The 21,461-nt window shown below is 33.3% G+C and carries 23 protein-coding genes; 15 read left to right on the forward strand and 8 right to left on the reverse strand.

Annotated features, from left to right (window positions below; translation table 11 throughout):
• Positions 1-3 precede the first annotated feature (3 nt).
• The 5 genes from nqrE to B4I81_RS05215 are packed head-to-tail and all read right to left on the reverse strand — an operon-like array spanning position 4 to position 4,652.
• Complete coding sequence (gene nqrE, locus B4I81_RS05195; protein WP_291108429.1) at positions 4-762, reverse strand: NADH:ubiquinone reductase (Na(+)-transporting) subunit E; 759 nt, start codon at positions 760-762, stop codon at positions 4-6.
• Positions 763-767: 5 nt separating this feature from the next.
• Positions 768-1,433, reverse strand: coding sequence for an NADH:ubiquinone reductase (Na(+)-transporting) subunit D (locus B4I81_RS05200; RefSeq protein WP_291108431.1), 666 nt, complete (start codon positions 1,431-1,433; stop codon positions 768-770).
• 5 nt (positions 1,434-1,438) lie between these two features.
• Positions 1,439-2,122 carry an NADH:ubiquinone reductase (Na(+)-transporting) subunit C gene (gene nqrC, locus B4I81_RS05205; RefSeq protein ID WP_291108432.1) on the reverse strand — a complete coding sequence of 228 codons (684 nt, stop codon included), beginning with the start codon at positions 2,120-2,122 and terminating at the stop codon, positions 1,439-1,441.
• 2 nt (positions 2,123-2,124) lie between these two features.
• Positions 2,125-3,297, reverse strand: a complete 1,173-nt coding sequence (locus B4I81_RS05210) for an NADH:ubiquinone reductase (Na(+)-transporting) subunit B (protein WP_291108434.1) — start codon at positions 3,295-3,297, stop codon at positions 2,125-2,127.
• A 5-nt stretch (positions 3,298-3,302) separates the two neighbouring features.
• A complete protein-coding gene (locus B4I81_RS05215) occupies positions 3,303-4,652 on the reverse strand; it encodes a Na(+)-translocating NADH-quinone reductase subunit A (protein WP_291108436.1) in 1,350 nt (449 codons plus the stop codon).
• Between the two features lie 196 nt (positions 4,653-4,848).
• On the opposite strand from B4I81_RS05215, the gene B4I81_RS05220 reads away from it, so the two are divergent.
• From B4I81_RS05220 to pruA, 4 genes are all read left to right on the forward strand, one after another.
• Positions 4,849-6,096, forward strand: a complete 1,248-nt coding sequence (locus B4I81_RS05220; protein WP_291108438.1) for a DUF5103 domain-containing protein — start codon at positions 4,849-4,851, stop codon at positions 6,094-6,096.
• On the forward strand, positions 6,097-7,152 hold the full coding sequence (locus B4I81_RS05225) for a DUF3667 domain-containing protein (RefSeq protein ID WP_291108440.1): 1,056 nt from the start codon (positions 6,097-6,099) through the stop codon (positions 7,150-7,152). It begins immediately after the preceding gene.
• A gap of 3 nt (positions 7,153-7,155) precedes the next feature.
• The gene (apaG, locus tag B4I81_RS05230; protein ID WP_250579565.1) at positions 7,156-7,542 is read left to right on the forward strand and encodes a Co2+/Mg2+ efflux protein ApaG; all 387 of its coding nucleotides are present in this window, start codon (positions 7,156-7,158) and stop codon (positions 7,540-7,542) included.
• A 128-nt stretch (positions 7,543-7,670) separates the two neighbouring features.
• Positions 7,671-9,296 carry an L-glutamate gamma-semialdehyde dehydrogenase gene (gene pruA, locus B4I81_RS05235; protein ID WP_291108442.1) on the forward strand — a complete coding sequence of 542 codons (1,626 nt, stop codon included), beginning with the start codon at positions 7,671-7,673 and terminating at the stop codon, positions 9,294-9,296.
• 95 nt (positions 9,297-9,391) lie between these two features.
• Here the strand turns inward: pruA and rsmG are convergent, their stop codons facing one another.
• Positions 9,392-10,021 carry a 16S rRNA (guanine(527)-N(7))-methyltransferase RsmG gene (gene rsmG, locus B4I81_RS05240; protein WP_291108444.1) on the reverse strand — a complete coding sequence of 210 codons (630 nt, stop codon included), beginning with the start codon at positions 10,019-10,021 and terminating at the stop codon, positions 9,392-9,394.
• A gap of 107 nt (positions 10,022-10,128) precedes the next feature.
• Between rsmG and B4I81_RS05245 the strand changes: the two genes are divergently transcribed.
• From B4I81_RS05245 to B4I81_RS05295, 11 genes are all read left to right on the forward strand, one after another.
• Positions 10,129-11,223: a fatty acid desaturase family protein gene (locus B4I81_RS05245; protein WP_291108446.1), complete on the forward strand. Its 1,095-nt coding sequence runs from the start codon at positions 10,129-10,131 to the stop codon at positions 11,221-11,223.
• Between the two features lie 57 nt (positions 11,224-11,280).
• A complete protein-coding gene (locus B4I81_RS05250; RefSeq protein ID WP_291108448.1) occupies positions 11,281-12,465 on the forward strand; it encodes a pyridoxal phosphate-dependent aminotransferase in 1,185 nt (394 codons plus the stop codon).
• A gap of 260 nt (positions 12,466-12,725) precedes the next feature.
• Entirely contained in the window at positions 12,726-14,597 is a 1,872-nt protein-coding gene (locus B4I81_RS05255; protein WP_291108450.1) for a peptidase U32 family protein, read from the forward strand.
• A gap of 73 nt (positions 14,598-14,670) precedes the next feature.
• Complete coding sequence (locus B4I81_RS05260; RefSeq protein ID WP_291108452.1) at positions 14,671-15,246, forward strand: Crp/Fnr family transcriptional regulator; 576 nt, start codon at positions 14,671-14,673, stop codon at positions 15,244-15,246.
• Positions 15,247-15,321: 75 nt separating this feature from the next.
• On the forward strand, positions 15,322-16,038 hold the full coding sequence (locus B4I81_RS05265) for a pirin family protein (protein ID WP_414655088.1): 717 nt from the start codon (positions 15,322-15,324) through the stop codon (positions 16,036-16,038).
• A 65-nt stretch (positions 16,039-16,103) separates the two neighbouring features.
• On the forward strand, positions 16,104-16,388 hold the full coding sequence (locus tag B4I81_RS05270) for a GNAT family N-acetyltransferase (protein ID WP_194093283.1): 285 nt from the start codon (positions 16,104-16,106) through the stop codon (positions 16,386-16,388).
• A gap of 68 nt (positions 16,389-16,456) precedes the next feature.
• On the forward strand, positions 16,457-16,687 hold the full coding sequence (locus tag B4I81_RS05275) for a (4Fe-4S)-binding protein (protein WP_194093284.1): 231 nt from the start codon (positions 16,457-16,459) through the stop codon (positions 16,685-16,687).
• Positions 16,680-17,210 (forward strand): NADPH-dependent FMN reductase, encoded by a 531-nt coding sequence (locus B4I81_RS05280; protein WP_026724284.1) that lies wholly within the window; start codon positions 16,680-16,682, stop codon positions 17,208-17,210. The genes B4I81_RS05275 and B4I81_RS05280 overlap by 8 nt, the downstream gene beginning before the upstream one ends.
• 60 nt (positions 17,211-17,270) lie before the next feature.
• Entirely contained in the window at positions 17,271-18,146 is an 876-nt protein-coding gene (fabD, locus tag B4I81_RS05285) for an ACP S-malonyltransferase (protein WP_291108471.1), read from the forward strand.
• 76 nt (positions 18,147-18,222) lie between these two features.
• Positions 18,223-18,900, forward strand: a complete 678-nt coding sequence (locus tag B4I81_RS05290; RefSeq protein WP_291108473.1) for a peptidoglycan DD-metalloendopeptidase family protein — start codon at positions 18,223-18,225, stop codon at positions 18,898-18,900.
• 48 nt (positions 18,901-18,948) lie between these two features.
• Complete coding sequence (locus tag B4I81_RS05295; RefSeq protein ID WP_291108475.1) at positions 18,949-19,203, forward strand: hypothetical protein; 255 nt, start codon at positions 18,949-18,951, stop codon at positions 19,201-19,203.
• Between the two features lie 29 nt (positions 19,204-19,232).
• On the opposite strand, the gene galE is transcribed toward B4I81_RS05295, so the two are convergent.
• Complete coding sequence (gene galE / locus B4I81_RS05300; protein ID WP_291108477.1) at positions 19,233-20,249, reverse strand: UDP-glucose 4-epimerase GalE; 1,017 nt, start codon at positions 20,247-20,249, stop codon at positions 19,233-19,235.
• 65 nt (positions 20,250-20,314) lie between these two features.
• Positions 20,315-21,442, reverse strand: a complete 1,128-nt coding sequence (locus B4I81_RS05305; protein ID WP_291108479.1) for a DegT/DnrJ/EryC1/StrS family aminotransferase — start codon at positions 21,440-21,442, stop codon at positions 20,315-20,317.
• Positions 21,443-21,461: the final 19 nt, after the last annotated feature.

Here is a 21,461-nt window from a genome sequence, read left to right on the forward strand (position 1 = left end):
CTATTATTTAACTACTTGAGTTGAATCTACTTTTACTGAATCTACAGCTACTTGAACTGAATCAACTACAGGAGTTTCTACAACAGCTGGAGCTGGAGTTTCTAATTTTGCCTCAGGTTTTTTATTTAATAAGTTAATGTCAATTCCACCAAAACTCATGAAACCGATAGCCATTAAACCTGTTAAAATAAAAGTAATTCCTAAACCTCTCAACGGAGCTAGCACGTTAGAATATTCCATTTTTTCACGAATAGCAGCTAATGCAACAATTGCAATTAACCAACCAATTCCTGAAGAAAAACCAAATGTGACAACATGACCAATATTTTGGTAAGCACCTGTATCAACACGTAATTGCATAAATAACGAACCTCCTAAGATAGCACAGTTAACAGCAATAAGTGGTAAGAAAATACCTAACGAGTTATATAACGATGGAGAAAACTTCTCAACAATCATTTCTACTAATTGTACCAAAGTTGCTACAACTGCAATAAAGATGATTAAGTTTAAGAAACTTAAATCCATAGTTTTTAATGATGGGTCTAACCAAGATAAAGCACCTGCTTCTAAAACATATTTATAGATTAAAAAGTTTAATGGCACCGTGATTACTTGTACAAATGTTACTGCAATACCTAATCCAATAGCCGTTGATACCTTTTTAGATACAGCAAGGTAAGAACACATTCCTAAGAAGTATGCAAACACCATGTTATCAATGAACATGGATTTTAAAAATATATTGATATATTCAAACATAGCTATTATTTTTTCTCAATTAATTTTTTATTAATACCTCTTTGTACCCAAATGATAATACCAACTGTAACAAGCGCCATTGGAGCTAATAACATAAAACCATTGTTTACATATCCATGAGCATAAGCTCCTGTTTTATCTACTGCATTTCCTAAGATTTCAATTCCGAAAATTTTTCCAGAACCTAATAATTCTCTGAAAAATGCTACAATCATTAAGATAATTCCATAACCTAAACCATTTCCAATTCCGTCAAGGAAAGATTTCCATGGTCCGTTACCTAATGCAAACGCTTCTAAACGTCCCATTACAATACAGTTCGTAATAATCAATCCAACGAAAACCGATAATTGTTTACTTACATCATATGCATAAGCTTTCAAAACTTGGTCTACTAAGATTACCAATAACGCAACAATCACTAATTGAACAATGATACGAATACGATTTGGAATTAAATTTCTAATTAATGATACAATAACATTACTTAAAGCTACAACCGCCGTTACTGAAAGCGCCATTACAAAGGCATTTTTCATTTGAACTGTTACCGCTAAAGCCGAACAAATACCTAATACTTGAACTGTTACTGGGTTATCGTCATTAAATGGATTCGTAATTAACTTAATATTACTTTTTGAAAATAATCCTTCTTTATTGTTATCTGCCATGACGATTATTTTTTATTAGATTTTAAATATTTTTCATATGGTTTTAGACCTCTAACTAACATTTCAGTCACACCATTACCAGTTAAAGTAGCACCAGAAATTGCATCAACTTCTCCATCAGCTTTATCATCTTTACCAGTATAACCTTTAACTACTTTTAAACCTTGTAAGTTTCCGTTAGCATCAAAAACACTTTCTCCTTTAAAACTATTTTGGAAGTAATCTTGAGTAATTTCACCTCCTAAACCAGGAGTTTCTGCTTTATGGTCAAATACAATACCGTCAACTTTTAAGTTTTCATCAACTGAAACATAACCCCAGATTGCATCCCATAATCCCATTCCTCTTACAGGAATAACATAGAATTTTTTACCATCTTTCTCAGCATTGAAAATTGGAAATTTCCCTTTTTCCTTAGCGATATCAACTGTAAATGCCTCTTTGCTAATTTCGTTCCCGTTTTCATCAAAAACTATTTCGCTAACAATGTGTTTTTTATATGCTTCTTCTGATGCATCTCTCTCAACAGTAACTCCAAATGATTTTAGAATGTACTGCATTTTCTCTTTTTTAACATTTGCTTCTTGGTTAGGCTTAAGTGCTGTTGCAGCAAATGCTAATGCAGAAGCTACTAAAACCACCATTACAGTCGCAAACAAAAACGTATATCCGTTACTTTCTCTATTCATGACTATGCAGATTTTAATTGTTTAGACTGTGCTAATCTTCTTTTTCTCTTAGCAATGTTTCCATTAACCACGAAGTAATCAATTGTTGGTGCTAAAGTATTCATCAATAAAATAGCTAACATAACTCCTTCTGGATAAGCAGGATTGAATACTCTAATCATGATACTAAAGAATCCGATTAACAAACCATAGATAATCTTACCTTTATCTGTTTGAGCGGCAGAAACTGGATCCGTTGCCATGAATACAATACCAAAAGCAAACCCTCCAACTACTAAATGATTTGTCCAATCAAAATTCATTAAAGCTGTTAATCCAACAGCATTAAACATCATTGCTGTTAAAGCTGCTCCAACTACTCCTGAAACCATAATTTTCCAACTACCAACACCTGTTGCAATTAATACAAATGCACCAATTAAAATAGCTAAAACTGAAGTTTCACCTACAGAACCAGGAATTAATCCAATGAATGAATTCCAAAAATCCCACTGAGCTGGAAGTTCTTTTCCATTTGCTAAAGCTCCTAAAATTGTTTCACCTGAAACTCCATCGATTGTAGTAGCATCGCTAACCCAAATTTTATCTCCCGACATGTAAGTAGGATAAGCAAAGAAAGCAAAAGCACGTGCTAATAAAGCCGGATTGAAAATATTCATACCTGTACCTCCAAAAGCTTCTTTACCTATAAGTACTGCAAAAGCAACTGAAATAGCTAACATCCATAAAGGTAAATCAACTGGCATAACCATTGGAATTAATAAACCAGATACTAAATATCCTTCGTTAACTTCGTGACCTTTCCAAATTGCAAAAGCAAATTCTATACCTAATCCTACTGCATACGATACAATAATCATTGGTAACACTTTCCACAATCCGTGTAAAAAGATATCCATAAATGGAGGTAAAACACCTTCATTTAATTGAATAAAATGTTGGTAACCTGCATTATAAATTCCGAATAACAAAGCTGGGATTAAAGCAATAATTACAGTAATCATGGTACGCTTTAAATCAACAGCATCTCTAATGTGCGCTCCGTGCTTTGTGGTATGATTAGGCACATACAAAAACGTATCTAATGCATTAATAGCAGGTGCGAATTTTTCAAATTTTTGCCCTTTCTCAAAAGGCTTTTTCATTTGGTCTATTTTATCTCTTAAAAACTTCATAGCTATTATCCTACTTCTTTAATCATTAAATCAAGAGCTCCACGAATTATTTCCTGTGCTTCTAATTTAGATGTGTTAGTATAATCAATTAAAGCAAAATCTTCTGGAGCTACTTCGTAAATTCCTAAGCTTTCCATTTTATCGATATCGCTAGCCAAACAAGCTTTTAACAACTGCATTGGATAAATATCCATCGGCATAACCGCTTCCATTTCTCCAGTTACAACCAAAGCTCTTTCTTCACCATTTAAATTGGTGTTTGGCGCATATTTTTTTCCAGGCATTAACCAAGACAATCCAGTTCTTGATGCACTGTGAATACTTGGTGATGCGAATGGCATCCAACCAAACATTCTGTATATATTTCCTTCTGGAATAACAGTTACTACATTACTGTAGAAACCTAAGAATCCGTTAGAAGTAACTTTTTTACCTGTTAACACATCACCTGAAATAATTCTCACGTTATCTCCTGTAATGTTATTCGCTACTACATCAGCAATTGAAGCACCTGCAATAACATTGTAATATTGAGCCTCTTTAACTTCTGAACCCGCTAAAGCAACAGTTCTAGTTAAATTCAATTTACCTGTTAAGAATAATTCTCCAATGATGGCTACATCTTGCGGAGCAACAGTCCAAACTCTTTCACCTGCGCTAATTGGGTCAATTTTTTCAATTTGAACACCAACATTTCCAGCAGGATGCGGTCCGTAAACTTTGTGCAACTCAACACCTTTAACATCACTAAAAATTGATTTCCCTTTACCTTTGTAAGACAAATGAACTTTACCAGATGTTAATTTGGTTAAAGCATCAATACCAACTTTGAAAGCCTCCATTTTGTTTTCTAAAACAAACTCAACATCAGCTGCCAAAGGAGCTGTTGCATAAGCTGAAATAAAAATAGCTTTTGGAGTATCAGCTGAATTAGCAATCACATCATACGGACGTTGATTGATAAATGGCCAACATCCAGAAGCTAACAAATGCGCTTTTACTTCTTCTGTTGATAGATCATTAGGATTTTTCTTGCTATGCTCAACGAAAACATCTTGTGAATCAGCAGCAATAAGAATCTCTAAAATGACTCTTTTTTCACCACGTTTGATTTCTTGAATTTTTCCGCTTACAGGGGCAACGAATTTAACTTTCTCATCTGCTTTAGAATAGAAAATCACTTCTCCTGCTTTAACGTTATCTCCCTCTTTTACGACCATCTTCGGAGTTACTCCGTGAAAGTCAGAAGGCTTAACAGCATAGACTTTCGAGCGAGTTACTTCAGCCACTTTGTGAGCCGCTTCACCCTTCAACTTAAGGTCTAAACCTTTTTTAATTCGAATGTCTTTTGACATATTTTTGAAGATATGAGTTGTTAAAAATTTTACTATAAAACGTGCAAATTTAATCAAATACATCACAGCTTACCAAAAATAAAGACTTAGAATTGGTTTATTTATAATAATTCTAAATTAAACGGTTTGTTTTAATTTATTTCAATTCCAATAATTTTAAAAGTTTTGCTACATTTACACATTTATAAAAGTAAAAATGAACAAAATTATAGTATTAATTAGCTTGCTATCAAACTATTTTATATATAGTCAATCTGGAATTGAGCAAGAACCTCCATTCAACATCAAAACGATATCTTTCGTTCAAAATCAAAAAAATGTTGTCCCTTATTTTAAATTAGGCGATCATTTTGAATTTCAATTTGATGACTTGTATGCAGATGAATCAGACTACTATTATACAATAACTCAATACAATTATGATTGGTCTGAACCAACTAATTTAGCTAAAAACGAGTATCTAAATGGTATGGACAATCAAAGAATTATTACATACGAAAACTCATTCAATACACTACAACTTTATTCCCATTACACTCAAAAATTTCCAAATCAATTTAACCAAATCACAAAGAGTGGAAATTATTTAATTTCCATTTTAAATGACGAAAATGAAATTCTTTTTACCAGAAGATTTGTAATTTATGAAGAGCTAGTTAACCCAAAAATCACCATTAAAAGAACTCGTGATTTCGAAAATAGAGCTGGAAAACACAACGTTGAATTATCTATAAATTATGGAAATTATATACTACAAAATCCTATAGAAAATGTAAAAGTTTCATTGATCCAAAATGCCGATTGGAAAAATGAAATCTTAGATATAAAACCGCAATATACATTAGGAACCGAATTGATTTACCGATACAATAAGGAAACTCAATTTTGGGGAGGAAATGAATTTTATTCAATTGATAACAAAATTATTAGAGCCACTAATAACACAGTAGCTAAAGTTACTTCTGGTGAAAATTTATACAATACTTATTTGTATACGAATCAACCTAGAAAAAATAAAATTTACACCTATTTCCCAGACATAAATGGTAATTTCTATATTGACAACATTAATACCGAAAAACCAGCCATTCAAGCCGATTATTCTTGGATATACTTTACTCTTGACACACCTTTTTTAAATGATAAAAAAATTATAATTAATGGTATGTTTAATAATTACAGCATGTCTGATGATTACAAAATGGATTTTAATAAAAAAACAGGATTATATGAAAAAGCCCTTTTAATTAAACAAGGGTTTACAAATTATCAATACGTTTTAACAGATAAAAATGGAAAAACAGACTATGAAAATGCAATAGATGGAAATCATTTCGAAACTGATAATTTATATTCTGTTATTGTTTATTACAAAGGAAATAATGATAGATACCACAGAGTAATCGGAATATCCATTACCAATAGTTTGTATATTCAAAATTAAATGAAAAGAAAAGATTTAAAATACCGAGGTGAAAAATGCATCAATTGCGAGACCTCTCTTGATATAAGCGAAAAATATTGTCATGCTTGTGGCCAACTAAATTCAACTAAAAAATTAGATATCAAAGATTTTATTGAAGAGTTTTTTTCTAATTTTTACGCATACGATTCCAGGCTAAGAAATACATTTATTACGCTTTTTACAAAACCTGGAGTAGCTGCTCGAGAATTTTCAGAAGGTAAAAGACACCATCATGCTAATCCATTTCGTTTGTTTTTAAGCATTTCGATTGTTCTTTTTATTGTAATGGATATTGGCACAAGATTCAATAATAACCGTCCAAAAGAAAAAACAGAAACGGAATTAATCTCAAAGGATAGCACAAAAATAGATTATAGTAAAATTTATGATACAGGCGTAATTGAGGTAGATAAAAAAACTGGTAAGGAATTTCATAGAGATTCTATTTACAAAGCAACCGAATTTAATAACCCTGAAAACTTAGATCACTTAACACTTCGTATCACCTCATTTAGAAACTATAACTTAAAAAACCCTCAAGAAACTCCCGCGGTTGCATTGAAAAAATTAGGATACGAAAACAACAAAATCAACCGATATATCTATGAAAAAGTACAAAATTTAAAATCAAATGATGTGCTTAGAGAAATTAGCGATTACATTTTAGGAAAATTACCATTTCTGATTTTTTTATCTATCCCGTTTATTGCTATTATTTTTTGGATTACTTTTTACAACAAAACATTAAATTATACTGATCATTTAGTTTTCACATACAACTTTTATTCATTCATGTTTGTCAGCTTAATTTTATTAGAAATAATTGGATTTATATCTACTGATATTTCTGAAATTTTAATTGGAGTCAGTTTTTCTATTTTGTTTCCAATTTACCTTTATAAATCTTTAAGAAATTTTTATCAAAACAGTCGTTGGAAAACAATTTTTAAATTCCTATTTTTGAACATATTATTCATACCCATTTCATTACTAGCTGTTTTCGTATTAATAGCAGTATCGATAATTTTATTTTAATATATGGTTAGTCAAATTACAAAAGGCATAAAAATTTCTGTTTTAACTAGTTTTGAAGGCACATACTTCAAAAACTACAAAATTCATTTTGCCTTTTCGTATCATATTACCATTGAAAACCAAAGTAAAGATTCTGTTCAATTAACTACGCGTCATTGGGAAATTTATGATGCCCTTAACAATCTTGAGTTAGTAGATGGTGAAGGCGTTATAGGTAAAAAACCTGTAATTAAGCCTGGTGAAAGCTACACCTATTCTTCTGGATGCTTACTTTCCTCTCCTATTGGCGCTATGAAAGGCTATTTCAATATGGTCAACTTCACTTCAACAAGAAGTTTTAAAGTGATAATACCTACATTTAAATTAAGCGCTCCTTTTGCACTGAATTAAAAAATTCATCAATTAAGCTTTGTAATTTTTATTATAGAAAATTCAAAATATACTTTGTATTTTTGTAATCATTTACGATTTTTTCGTAATTCTGATTACAAAATTGTCTAATCTCAAAATACAACACCATGTTAAAAGGATTTTTTAATGTCCCAAAGGCGGTAAACGAACCCGTAAAATCTTACGCTCCAGGTTCTCCTGAACGAGCAAAAGTTGCAGAAACATACAAAATGATGTGGAATTCTCTAGTTGAAGTTCCATTATATATAGGTAGCGAAGAAATTAAAACTGGCGATACCAAAAATATGACAGCCCCACATGATCACCAACACATTGTAGGTGTTTATCATCAAGCAGACAGAGCTTTAGTTGAAAAAGCAATTACCGAAGCATTAGAAGCTCGTAAAAAATGGGCGGCAATGGCTTGGGAAAATCGTGCTAGTATTTTCTTAAAAGCGGCTGAATTATTAGCTGGTCCATACCGCGCTAAAATCAATGCAGCAACTATGATTGCACAATCAAAAACAATTCACCAAGCAGAAATTGACTCAGCTTGTGAGTTGATTGACTTCTTACGTTATAACGTAGAATTCATGACAAAAATTTATGCAGATCAACCCGCTTCAACTTCAGATATGTGGAATCGTGTTGAATACAGACCATTAGAAGGTTTCGTATATGCAATTACACCTTTTAACTTTACCGCTATTGCAGGAAATTTACCTTCAAGTGCAGCTTTAATGGGGAATGTGGTAGTTTGGAAACCAGCTGCTACACAAGTATATTCTGCTAATGTAATTATGCAAGTTTTCAAAGAGGCAGGTTTACCAAATGGCGTTATCAACATGGTAATGGGTGATTCTGGAATGGTTTCTGACGTAGTTTTATCAAGCCCACATTTAGCAGGAGTTCACTTTACAGGTTCGACTGGTGTTTTCAATGACATTTGGAAAACCATTGGAAACAACATTGCAACTTACAAAACATACCCAAGAATCGTTGGAGAAACAGGTGGAAAAGATTTCATCATTGCGCATCCATCAGCAAACGCTGCGCAAGTTGCAGTAGGAATTGCTCGTGGTGCTTTTGAATTCCAAGGGCAAAAATGTAGTGCTGCATCTCGTGTTTATGTACCACAAAGTTTATGGCCAGCTGTTCAAGCAAAATTAGAAGCCGATTTGAAATCAATGAAAATGGGTTCTCCAGAAGATATGAGTAATTTCATTACAGCAGTTATTTCAGAAGCTTCATTTGATAAATTAGCGCGTTACATTGACCAAGCTAAAAACGATAGTGATGCAGAAGTTATCATGGGAGGAAATTACGATAAATCAAAAGGGTACTTCATTGAACCAACAGTTATTTTAACTTCAAATCCAAAATACTCTACTATGGAAACCGAATTATTCGGACCAGTAGTTACCATTTATATTTACGAAGACGCAAAATGGTCTGAAACATTAAAATTAGTTGACGAAACTTCAGAATACGCTTTAACAGGAGCTGTATTTAGCCAATGTCGTTATGCAGTAGAAGAAGCAACGGTTGCGTTACAAAATGCGGCAGGAAACTTCTACATCAACGATAAACCAACAGGTGCTGTTGTAGGAATGCAACCCTTTGGAGGCGCAAGAGGTTCTGGAACTAACGATAAAGCAGGTTCAGCACAAAACTTATTGCGTTGGGCTTCTGTTAGAACGATTAAAGAAACTTTCGTAACACCAGAAGATTATAAATATCCGTTTTTAGGTTAATCCGAAATACGAAGTAAAAATAAAAAACCCGATTTTCAGTTGAGAATCGGGTTTTGCTTTTTATAGCTAATTACTAATTACTTTTCACTAATCACTTATTTCTTATACTTCAACGGCAAATGCACCACTTTCTTCGTTTCAAAAAACTCGTCTGAAAAGAAATCCGATAAATTATATTGCGTTGCTTTTGGAAAATCCTTTAATTCTTCGGTTAAATCGCCGCCTTTTAGATATAAAATTCCGTTGGCTAATTCGTGGTTTTGTTTTTTAGCTACTTTATCATCTACCCATTTTACAAAATCAGGCATATTGGTTACGGCACGACTCACGATAAAATCGAATTCGTGTTTGACTAATTCGGCACGTTTTTGTTCGGCTTTTACATTTTTTAATCCTAAACTAGCAGCCACTTCATTCACTACTTTGATTTTCTTTGCAATAACATCAATCAAATAAAAATCAACTTCTGGGAATAAAATCGCTAATGGAATTCCAGGAAAACCACCACCTGTTCCCACATCCATAATTTTAGAACCTGGACGGAATTCTATAATTTTTGCAATCCCAAGTGAATGTAAAACGTGACGTGTATATAATTCGTCGATATCTTTTCGTGAAATCACGTTAATTTTGGCATTCCAATCTTCGTATAAACCTTGTAATTTTTGAAACTGAAGTATTTGATTATCAGATAAATCAGGAAATTGCTTTAAAATGGCTTCCATTCGTTAAAATTTGCACAAAAATACGCTTTTTGGCGAATAAAAATGAGGAATATCATAAATGAAAAAATTATAATAATTATCTTTGACGAAATTTGAATACAATATTTATGAATACCACAACCCCGATTTTCTCAAAAGAGGACAATCTGAAATTTTTCAGAACTTTAAATAAACGAGTAAACGACTATTTCAAAGAAAACAAAATCAACAAAACTGGAAACTGGAAATTACACCTAAAAACCATTGTAATGTTCGGTCTTTTCCTTACACCTTATTTCTTCCTATTAGCTATGGATATGCCGTTTTGGGTATATTTATTATTAAACGTAGTAATCGGAATTGGAATGGCAGGAGTTGGAATGAACGTAATGCACGATGGAAATCACGGTGCTTACTCAACCAAGTCTTGGGTAAACAAATTAATGGGCGGAAGTATCTACATCTTAGCTGGAAATGTTTACAATTGGCAAGTACAACACAATGTTTTACATCACACCTATACTAACATTATTGGGCATGATGAAGATTTAGAAGCAGGAAGAATTTTACGTTTTTCTAAAACAGCCAAATGGTACAGTCACCACAGATTTCAACATTATTATTCTGTTTTCCTATACGGATTATTAACCTTCAACTGGGCAATCACAACTGATTTCCTTCAGATGAAACGTTACTTAAAAAGAAAATTATCGTATGGAGAAGCAAAAAGTCCAGCTTTCCAATGGACTACACTTATCATTACGAAAGCCATTTACTTTTCTATTTGGATTGTATTACCAATAATCGTTGGTGTGACATGGTGGAAAGTACTTTTAGGATTTGTTGTAATGCATTACACCGCTGGATTAATTTTGAGTGTTGTGTTCCAATTAGCGCACGTTGTAGAAGACACAGTTAACCCAATGCCAGATGAAAACGGAGAAATCGAAAATACTTGGGCTATTCACCAATTGTTCACAACAGCTAACTTTGCTCCTAAAAACTGGATTGTAAATTATTATACAGGTGGATTAAATCACCAAATTGAACATCATATTTTCCCGAATATCAGTCACATTCACTATGACAAAATTGCTGAAATTGTAAAGCAAACCGCAGCAGAATGTAACTTGCCGTATCACGAGTTCAAAACGACTCGAGCGGCTATCGCATCTCACTTCAAGCATTTGAGAGAATTAGGAAGAAAACCACAATTAGCATAATAAAGAAGAGACGCGAGGAATCGCGTCTTTTGTATTAACTATAATAACTAACACACAATGAACCCGTTATCGGACAGAATCAACAACTTAGCCGTTTCACAAACTTTAGCTATGGCGGCTTTGGCAAGAGAATTAAAAGCACAAGGAAAAGACATTATTAGCCTTAGTTTAGGAGAACCAGATTTCAATACTCCTGAATTTATTAAAGAAGCTGCAAAAAAAGCTATCGACGAAAATTACAGTACGTACACTCCAGTTGAAGGTTACTTAGAATTAAAAGAAGCAATTTGCAAAAAATTCAAAAGAGATAATAATTTAGACTACAAACCATCACAAATTGTAGTTTCTACAGGAGCAAAACAATCGTTATACAACATTGCACAAGTAATGTTAAACGATGGTGACGAAGTAATTCTTCCTGCTCCATATTGGGTTTCGTATTACGAAATTATCAAACTTTCTGGCGGAGTTCCGGTTGAAGTTCCTACTTCTGTAGAAAGCGATTTCAAAATTACACCAGAACAATTAGAAGCAGCTATCACACCAAAAACAAAAATGATGTGGTTCAGTTCGCCTTGTAACCCAAGTGGTTCGGTTTACAATCGTGAAGAATTAACGGCTTTAGCTAAAGTTTTAGAAAAACATCCACACGTATATGTAGTTTCTGATGAAATCTACGAACACATCAACTTTTCAGGAACATTTTGCAGTATCGCATCAATTCCAGGAATGTTAGAAAGAACGATTACAGTTAATGGTGTTGCAAAAGCATTCGCAATGACAGGTTGGAGAATTGGTTATATCGGAGCACCAGAATTCATCGCAAAAGCATGTACTAAAATTCAAGGACAAGTTACTTCGGGAGCTAATTCTATTGCACAAAGAGCAACGATTACTGCTGTTGAAGCAGATCCAAGCGTTTTGAACGAAATGGTTTCAGCCTTCAAAAACCGTAGAGATTTAGTTGTTGGATTAGTTAAAGAAATTCCAGGATTCAAATTGAATGTTCCAGAAGGAGCGTTCTATGTATTCCCTGATGTTTCTTACTACTTTGGAAAAACCATCAAAGGAACCGAAATTAAAAACGCAACTGATTTCTCCATGTTCTTATTGGCGGAAGCAAATGTAGCAACGGTAACTGGAGACGCTTTTGGAAATCCAAATTGTATTCGTTTCTCTTACGCAACAAGCGAAGCTTTATTAACAGAAGCAATGAGAAGAATCAAAGAAGCAGTTTCTTAAATCACAAACAAATATATTAGCACGAATTGATTTATTAAATTAAACCAATTCGTGTTTTTTTATGCTCTAAATTCAAAAAAAGCGAACTTGAATTAGAAATCTTGGATTTTTTATAAGAACTTTGCACACTTTTTTTCGGCAAATCCCGAAAGATTAAAGATTTACAAATGAAATCGCCACTAAAAAAGATTGCGTAAGCAATCACAAATTAAAAAAAAGCGATTCCATATGTTACATCTGAAAAATTATAGTCAGAACATATGAAAAAGAAGATTGAAATTTTAGCTCCTGCAAAAAACTTAGTACAAGGAATTGCTGCCATAAACAGTGGTGCCGATGCGGTTTATATTGGTGCTCCTTTATATGGTGCTCGTTCAAATGCTACCAATTCTGTGGAAGATATTGCCGAATTGGTAAAATATGCACACTTGTTTAACGCTCAGGTTTTTGTAGTTATCAATACGATCTTATACGATAACGAATTAGAACCTTGTCGTCAATTGATTTGGAAATTGTATGATATTGGCGTAGATGCTTTAATCATTCAAGACATGGCGATTATGGAAATGGAGTTACCCCCTATCGTATTGCATGCAAGTACGCAAACCAATAATCGTGATGCCGATAAAATTAAATTCTTAGCAGATGCAGGAATCAAACGTGTGGTTTTAGCGCGTGAATTGAATTTAAGTCAAATCAAAGAAATCCACGAAGCTACAGATGTGGAATTAGAATTCTTCGTAACTGGTGCTTTGTGTGTTTCGTTTAGCGGAAATTGCTATATGAGTGTTGCTAATGGCGAACGTTCGGCAAACCGAGGTTCTTGTGCGCAAAATTGTCGTTTACCTTATAATTTAATTGATGGAAATGGCGATACTTTAATTAAAAATAGTCACTTACTTTCGATTAAAGATTTTGATGTTTCGAACCAAATTCCAAATTTAGTAGAAGCCGGAATCGTTTCGTTCAAAATTGAAGGTCGTTTGAAAGACATCGTTTATGTAAAAAATAACGTTTCCTATTTACGTCAGAAATTAGATGATTTCTTAGAAAAAAATAGTGATAAATATACCAAAGCTTCTTCTGGAAAATGCACGTATTTATTCGATTCTTCATTAGATAGAACGTTCAATCGTGGTTATACTGATTATTTTGTAAACGAAAGACATCAAGCTATCGGTTCTTGGGAAAGCCCAAAATCAAAAGGGCAATACATTGGAAAACTGATTAAAACGGTTGGAAATGCCTACGAAATCGAGAACGGAGAATTACTAAATAATGGCGACGGATTGTGTTTCATCAACGAAAACAACGAAGCCGAAGGAATTTACGTGAATCGTGCCGAAAACGGATATGTTTATCCAAACGTATTGAAAGAAATCAAAGAAGGTACTTTCATTTACCGAAATAACGATGCGGCTTTCATCAAATTAGTTGAAAGAGAAGATAGTGCAGTTCGAAAAATCAGCACTACTTTATTGATGACTGAAAACGAAAATGGTTTCGAATTAATAGCAACTGATGAAGATGGTAATGTTAGCACTGTGAATTTGGTTCACCCAAAAGAGCAAACAAAAAATAACGAATCTTTAGCTGAAAACTTCAAAACCAACTTAGCAAAAACAGGTTTTACACCTTATACCGCTGATGAAATTACGATTGAATTTTCTGGAAATTGGTTTCTTCCGATTTCAAAAATCAATGAAATGCGAAGAACGGTTTACGAACAATTATCGGAAATTCGTTTGAAAAATTATGTTCGAAAAGAACACCAATTGGTAAAAACATCACATCCTTATCCAGAAACAAAATTGGATTTCATGTACAATGTTGCTAATAAAACCGCTCGTAAATTCTATGAACGCCATGGTGTAACTGAAATTGAAAAAGCATTCGAATTGCAATGGGATCCTGGAAAATCTCGTGTAATGACGACTAAATATTGCATCAAATACGAATTAGAACGCTGTCCAAAATACCATCGTGAGAACATGGATAAAAAACTAAAAGAACCTTTAGTTTTGAAACAAGGCGAATTGGAATACAAACTAAAATTCAATTGCAAACCTTGTGAAATGGAAATTTGGGAAAAAGATGCCGAATTTGAAATTGAAGAAGATCACTTTCATTAATATAGAAACCGATGTGTAAGGCATCGGTTTTTTCTTTTCAAGAAAACCAAAATTAAATTGTATTTTTGAAGTAATGCAATCTATTTTAGAAAATATCGCCAAACATGTTACGCTAACTCCTGAAGAGCAAGAGTTGTTTTTGTCTAAAACTGAAACCAAACAATTCAAAGCTAAAACCATTTTATTGAGTGCGGGCGAAGTGGCGACTTGCACGTATTTTGTAAATTCTGGTATTTTGAGAAGTTTCAATATTAATGACAATATTATTGAACACGTTTTGCATTTTGCTTGCGAAGGTTGGTGGATTGGCGACATGTATAGCTACATTTCTGGAAAACCAGGAAATTTGTTCATAGAAGTTATAGAAGATGCTGAAGTAGTAATCATAACCAAAGAAAACCAACAACAACTTTATCAAGAAATTCCAAAATTAGAACGCTTTTTTAGAATTTTAGCCGAAAACTCACTAGTTTCTCACCAAGAAAGATTAATGGACAATTTAAGTCTAACTGCCGAAGAACGTTTTGAGAAATTCTGTTCTAAATACCCTACTTTAATTCAGAAAGTTCCTCAAAAACAGATTGCTTCTTACATTGGAGTAACACCTGAGTTTTTTAGTAAGATGAAAGCTAGATTACTGAAAAAATAATTTCTTAATCTACATTAAGTGCTCTTCCCTATTCCTCGATGTAAATTTGTATCATAATAATTACTAAATTTATACATTATGAAAACGATAGTACATAAAGCAAATGAAAGAGGTCATGCTAACCATGGTTGGTTAAATGCGTATCACAGTTTTAGCTTTGCCAATTGGTATAACCCAGAAAAAGTACAATTTGGAATGCTTCGCGTTTTGAATGACGATACCATTGCAGCTGGAATGGGCTTCGGAACACATCCACATGACAACATGGAAATCATCACCATTCCCTTAGAAGGAGATTTAGCTCATAAAGACAGCATGGGAAATGGTACAACTATTAAAAGTGGTGACATTCAAGTAATGAGTGCTGGAACGGGAATTCAACATAGCGAATTCAATCCAAATCACAATCATCACACAAAATTGTTTCAAATTTGGTTGTTCCCAAAATACAGAAATGTGGAACCTCGTTACCAACAAATTACCTTAGACCAATCGTTACAAAAAAATGATTTTGCTCAAATCTTATCACCAAATCCTGATGATGCTGGGGTTTGGATTCATCAAGATGCATGGTTTTATTTGAGTGATTTTGACAAGGATTTTTCGAAAAAACTTTCACTTAAAAAAGAAGGCAACGGTTTTTACATCATGAATATTGAAGGCGAAATCGAAGTTAACGGAGAAAAATTAGAAAGAAGAGATGCAATCGGAATTTGGGAAACCAATGAAATTGAAATCAAAGCGAATTCAAATACGAAGTTTTTGGTGATGGAAATTCCAATGGAACAATAAATTAATCTTTTCAACATTCAAAATTCCTTTTGAATAATGAATGTTGAAATTTAAAAACCATAATTATGACCGAAGAAGTCCAACTTAGAATAAACGACAACAAAGGTTCTTTTTACATTGAAGTTAATGGAAATCAAGAAGCAATGATGACTTTTGTTTTTGCTGGTGAAGATAAAATTATCATTGATCACACTGAAGTAAATCCTGGAAACGAAGGAAAAGGCTTTGGAAAAAAAATGGTAACAAAAGCAGTAGAATTTGCAAGAGAAAAAGGAATCAAAATCTTGCCTTTGTGTCCGTTTGCGAAAAGTGTTTTTGATAAAACTCCTGAATTTAGAGACGTTTTATAATTATCCCCTGCAAGATTTCAAAACCTTGCAGGTTTTTATATTAATGCAACAACCAAAAACTAAGAATCATGGATCCAAAAAATCTAAAAAAAGAATACACAAATGGTGAAGTAACCATTGTATGGCAATCTGGAAAATGTACTCATTCTGCTAATTGTGTTAAGAATAATCCAGATGTTTTTAAACCAAAAGAACAACCTTGGATTACACCTGATAATTCAACCACAGAAAAAATTATTGAAACCGTAAAAAAATGCCCTTCGGGAGCCTTAACTTATTATTTGAACAAGAATGACTAAAAAAATTATCGCTTTCGGAGCTTCTTCAAGCAAGCAATCCATCAATAAACAATTGGCAACTTTTGCTGCTAACCAATTTCAAAATGTTTCTGTTGAAATTTTAGATTTAAACGATTACGAAATGCCTATTTTCTCTGTTGATAAAGAAAAAGAAAACGGAATTCATCCTTTAGCACAAGAATTTTACAGCAAATTAGGAAGTGCTGATTTAATCATTATTTCGTTTGCCGAACATAACGGAAATTACTCTAGTGCATTCAAAAATATTCTAGATTGGACTTCACGTATTAACGCCAAAACCTTTCAAGAAAAACCAATGTTGTTATTAGCAACTTCCCCTGGTGCTCGAGGTGGAAGTTCGGTTTTAGAAATTGCTTCAAAACGTTTTCCGTTTCAAGGTGGAATTGTAAAAGGTAGTTTTTCATTACCAAGTTTCTACGAAAATTTTGATGTGATAAATGGGATTATCCATCCAGAATATAAAAATCAATTATTGGAAATTGTAAATTCAACTGAATTCTAATAAAAATGTTATTTTTGCCACTCGAGAAAAACTTGAAACTTTAAACTTGAAACAAAATTTATGAAAGCATACGTATTTCCAGGTCAAGGAGCACAATTCACAGGAATGGGTAAAGATTTATATGAAAACTCCCCTTTAGCAAAAGAATTATTCGAAAAAGCCAATGATATTTTAGGTTTCAGAATCACCGATATCATGTTCGAAGGAACAGCTGAAGAATTGAAAGAAACTAAAGTAACCCAACCAGCGGTTTTTTTACACTCGGTTATTTTAGCCAAAGTTTTAGACGTAAAACCAGATATGGTAGCGGGACATTCTTTAGGAGAATTTTCTGCTTTAGTAGTAAACGGTGCTTTATCATTTGAAGACGGATTAAAATTAGTTTCTCAAAGAGCAATGGCAATGCAAAAAGCATGTGAAATTGCACCTTCAACTATGGCAGCCGTTTTAAACTTAGACGATAAAATCGTAGAAGATATTTGTACTTCAATTGATGGGATTGTGGTAGCTGCAAATTACAACTGCCCAGGGCAATTAGTAATTTCTGGAGAATACAAAGCGGTAGAATTAGCTTGTGAAAAAATGAAAGAAGCTGGAGCAAAAAGAGCTTTAATTTTACCTGTTGGTGGTGCTTTTCACTCACCCATGATGGAACCAGCAAGTTCAGCATTAGCAGCAGCCATTGAAGCTACTACTTTTTCAACTCCAATTTGCCCAGTGTATCAAAATGTTACTGCTAGCGCGGTTTCTGATGCAACTGAAATTAAGAAAAACTTGATTTCGCAATTAACAGGAGCTGTAAGATGGACACAATCCGTACAACAAATGATTGCAGATGGAGCAACAAGTTTCACAGAAGTGGGTCCAGGAAAAGTATTAGTTGGATTGGTAAATAAAATCAACAAAGACGTAGAAACGATTTCTGCTTCTTTGTAAAATAAAATACTCTTAAAATAGAATTCCTCATAAAGTTTATTCGTGAGGAATTTTTTATTTTTGAGAAAAAGAAAATATGGAAAATCTAATTGCTTTGTTCCAATCAATTGAAGCGGCCAAAGTCATTTCACCCGAGATTGATTACTCTGACTATGTTCCCTTGAATTTATCTGTTTCGAATCGTGAATTGAGTCAGCATAAATTAGAAACTGCTCAAGATTATGAAATTTTCATCCAAAACCATTTAGATAAAAATCAAGGTAAAATTGCTTTTGGCGGTTACATTGAAACTCGAAATTTATACCAAAGAAGTACGGTTTTTAAAAACACTAATTCTGACGAACGAAATATTCATATTGGTTTAGATTTATGGATTAACGAATCGGCTCCAATTCATGCTGCTTTGGATGGAACCATTCACAGTTTTCAAAACAATACCGCTTTAGGTGATTATGGCCCCACTATTATTTTGGAGCACGAAGTTGAAAATATCAAATTCCACACGCTATACGGTCACTTGAGCGAAGCGAGTTTAATTGGTAAAAAAGTGGGTGATATTGTAAAAAAAGGAGAACAAATAGCTACTTTAGGATTACCACCTATTAATGGTGATTATGCTCCGCATCTGCATTTTCAAATCATTATCGATATGGAAGGAAAAACTGGTGATTATCCTGGAGTTTGTAATGAAAAAACACTTCCGTTTTACAAATCAAATTGTCCAGATCCAAATTTACTATTAAAAATTGTTTGATAGATTTGGTATTAATTTTGTAACTTTCGTACATAAATTAATTCAATTATGAAAAAAGTATTTCTAGGAATTGCAATCGTAGCTACATTGCTCTCTTGTCAAGAAGAAACAAAAGAAAAAGTAAAAGAAGCTTCTGAAGCCGTTGGAGCCGATTTAAAACAAGCGGCAGATTCGGCAAAAGTAAAAGCTAAAAAAGCAATTGATTCCTCTAAAGTAGGCGAAAAAGCAAAACACATTATTGCTAAAGGAGCTGAAAAAGTAGAAGAAGGAGCAAAAAAAGTAAAAGAATCTGTTGAAAAATAAAAAAATCCTCAATTGAGGATTTTTTTATTTTATTTATTTCTGATTTTATTCTCCCATTTCCAAGCACTTGCTAAAGCTTCCTCTAAAGTAGATTTTGCTTTCCAACCTAAAACAGTATTTGCTTTGTCGGTATTGGCGTAAGCTTCTATAACATCTCCTTCTCGTCTTCCTACAATTTGATAATTTAATTTTTGATTGAACACTTTTTCAAAAGCAGTAATGACTTCCAAAACCGAACTTCCCGTTCCAGTTCCTAAATTAAATGTTTCTACTTTTTCTGAGTTTTGTTTGTTTAACAAGCGTTTCAAAGCCACAACATGAGCTTTTGCTAAATCAACCACATGAATGTAGTCGCGAATTGCTGTACCATCAGGAGTTGGATAATCATCTCCAAAAACCGATAATTTTTCACGAAGTCCAATAGCTGTTTGTGTAATAAATGGCACTAAATTTTGTGGAACTCCTAAAGGTAATTCGCCAATTTCAGCCGAAGGATGTGCTCCAATAGGATTAAAATAACGCAATAAAATAGAATTGATATTGGTTACTTTTGCAACATCGGTTATAATTTCCTCACCTATTTGCTTCGTGTTTCCGTAAGGTGACATTGCCACTTGAATAGGAGCGATTTCAGTAATTGGCATTGTTTCGGCCTGACCGTACACGGTACAAGACGAACTGAAAATAAAATGAGCTTCTGATTTTTTTTGTAATTCTTGAAGTAAATACACTAAAGAATTGATGTTGTTTTCATAATACAACAAAGGATTTTCAACACTTTCCCCCACCGCTTTTGAAGCAGCAAAATGAATCACTCCCGAAATATCTTGGTATTTAGAAAAGAAATTTTGAACCGCCGATTTATCTCGCAAATCGATATTTTCAAACAAAGGTTTTTTCCCAGTGATTCGCTCAATTCCGTCCAAAACATCAATAGATGAATTAGAAAGATTGTCAATAGCAATTACTTCAAAACCTTCATTTTGCAATTCTACAACTGTGTGAGAACCTATAAATCCTAAACCGCCTGTAACTAATATCTTCATTTTTTATTTTTCTGTCACAGTCACAGTAATCAGTAACTGAGACTGAATACTGCAACTGAACACTATTATACGTATTCTAAAACTGCGTCTGTAATAAATTTAATTTGTTCGTCATCTAATTCCGTATGCATTGGTAAAGCAATTACTTCTTTTACCAATTGATTCGTAACAGGGAAATCTTCTTCTTTGTAACGAGCATCTGTATACGCTTTTTGACTGTGTAATGGAATTGGATAATAAATCGCACAAGGAATTCCTTTCGCTTGTAAATGTTCTAATAAACCATCACGTTTTCCATTCATAATACGGATTACATATTGATGAAATACTTGACAATCACAAGATTCACAAATAGTTGGAACCCAAATATTAGGGTTTTTTCCAAGAATTTCTGAATACTTTCTTGCTGCATCTTGACGTGCTTTGTTGTAAGCATCTAAATGTGGTAATTTCGCTTTTAAAACTCCCGCTTGAATACTATCTAAGCGCGAATTCACTCCTACCACATCATGATGATATCTTTCGTACATTCCATGGTTTACGATTCCTCTAATTTTGTGAGCTAAAGCGTCATCATTCGTAAAAATGGCTCCACCATCACCATAACAACCTAAGTTTTTAGATGGGAAAAACGACGTTGCTGCTACATGACCAATAGTTCCTACTTTCTTTTTAGAACCATCTTTCGAAGTATAATCGGCTCCAATAGCTTGGGCATTATCTTCGATAACGTATAAATTATGCTCTTTGGCAATTTCCATAATTGCATCCATATTCGCAGCGCGACCAAACAAATGTACCGGAACAATTGCTTTTGTTTTTGGAGTTATTGCTTTACGAATTCCATCTAATGAAATGTTCATATTGTTCATATCCACATCTACTAAAACCGGAGTTAATTGCAATAAAGCAATTACTTCAACCGTAGCCGCGAATGTAAAATCGGCAGTAATCACTTCATCACCTGGTTTCAAATCCAATCCCATCATAGCAATTTGTAACGCATCGGTTCCGTTAGCACATGGAATTACGTGTTTTACTCCCAAATATTTTTCTAAATCCGCTTGAAATTGATGAACCAAAGGTCCGTTGATGTATGTATTTGTATCTAAAACCTCTTGAATAGAAGCATTTACTTCTTCTTTTATCTTTTCATATTGACTTTTTAAGTCAACCATTTGTAATTTTCTCATTGGAATAAAATTAAGTCAA

It is taken from the genome of Flavobacterium sp. UBA6195 (genome assembly GCF_002422095.1).
GTDB lineage: Bacteria > Bacteroidota > Bacteroidia > Flavobacteriales > Flavobacteriaceae > Flavobacterium.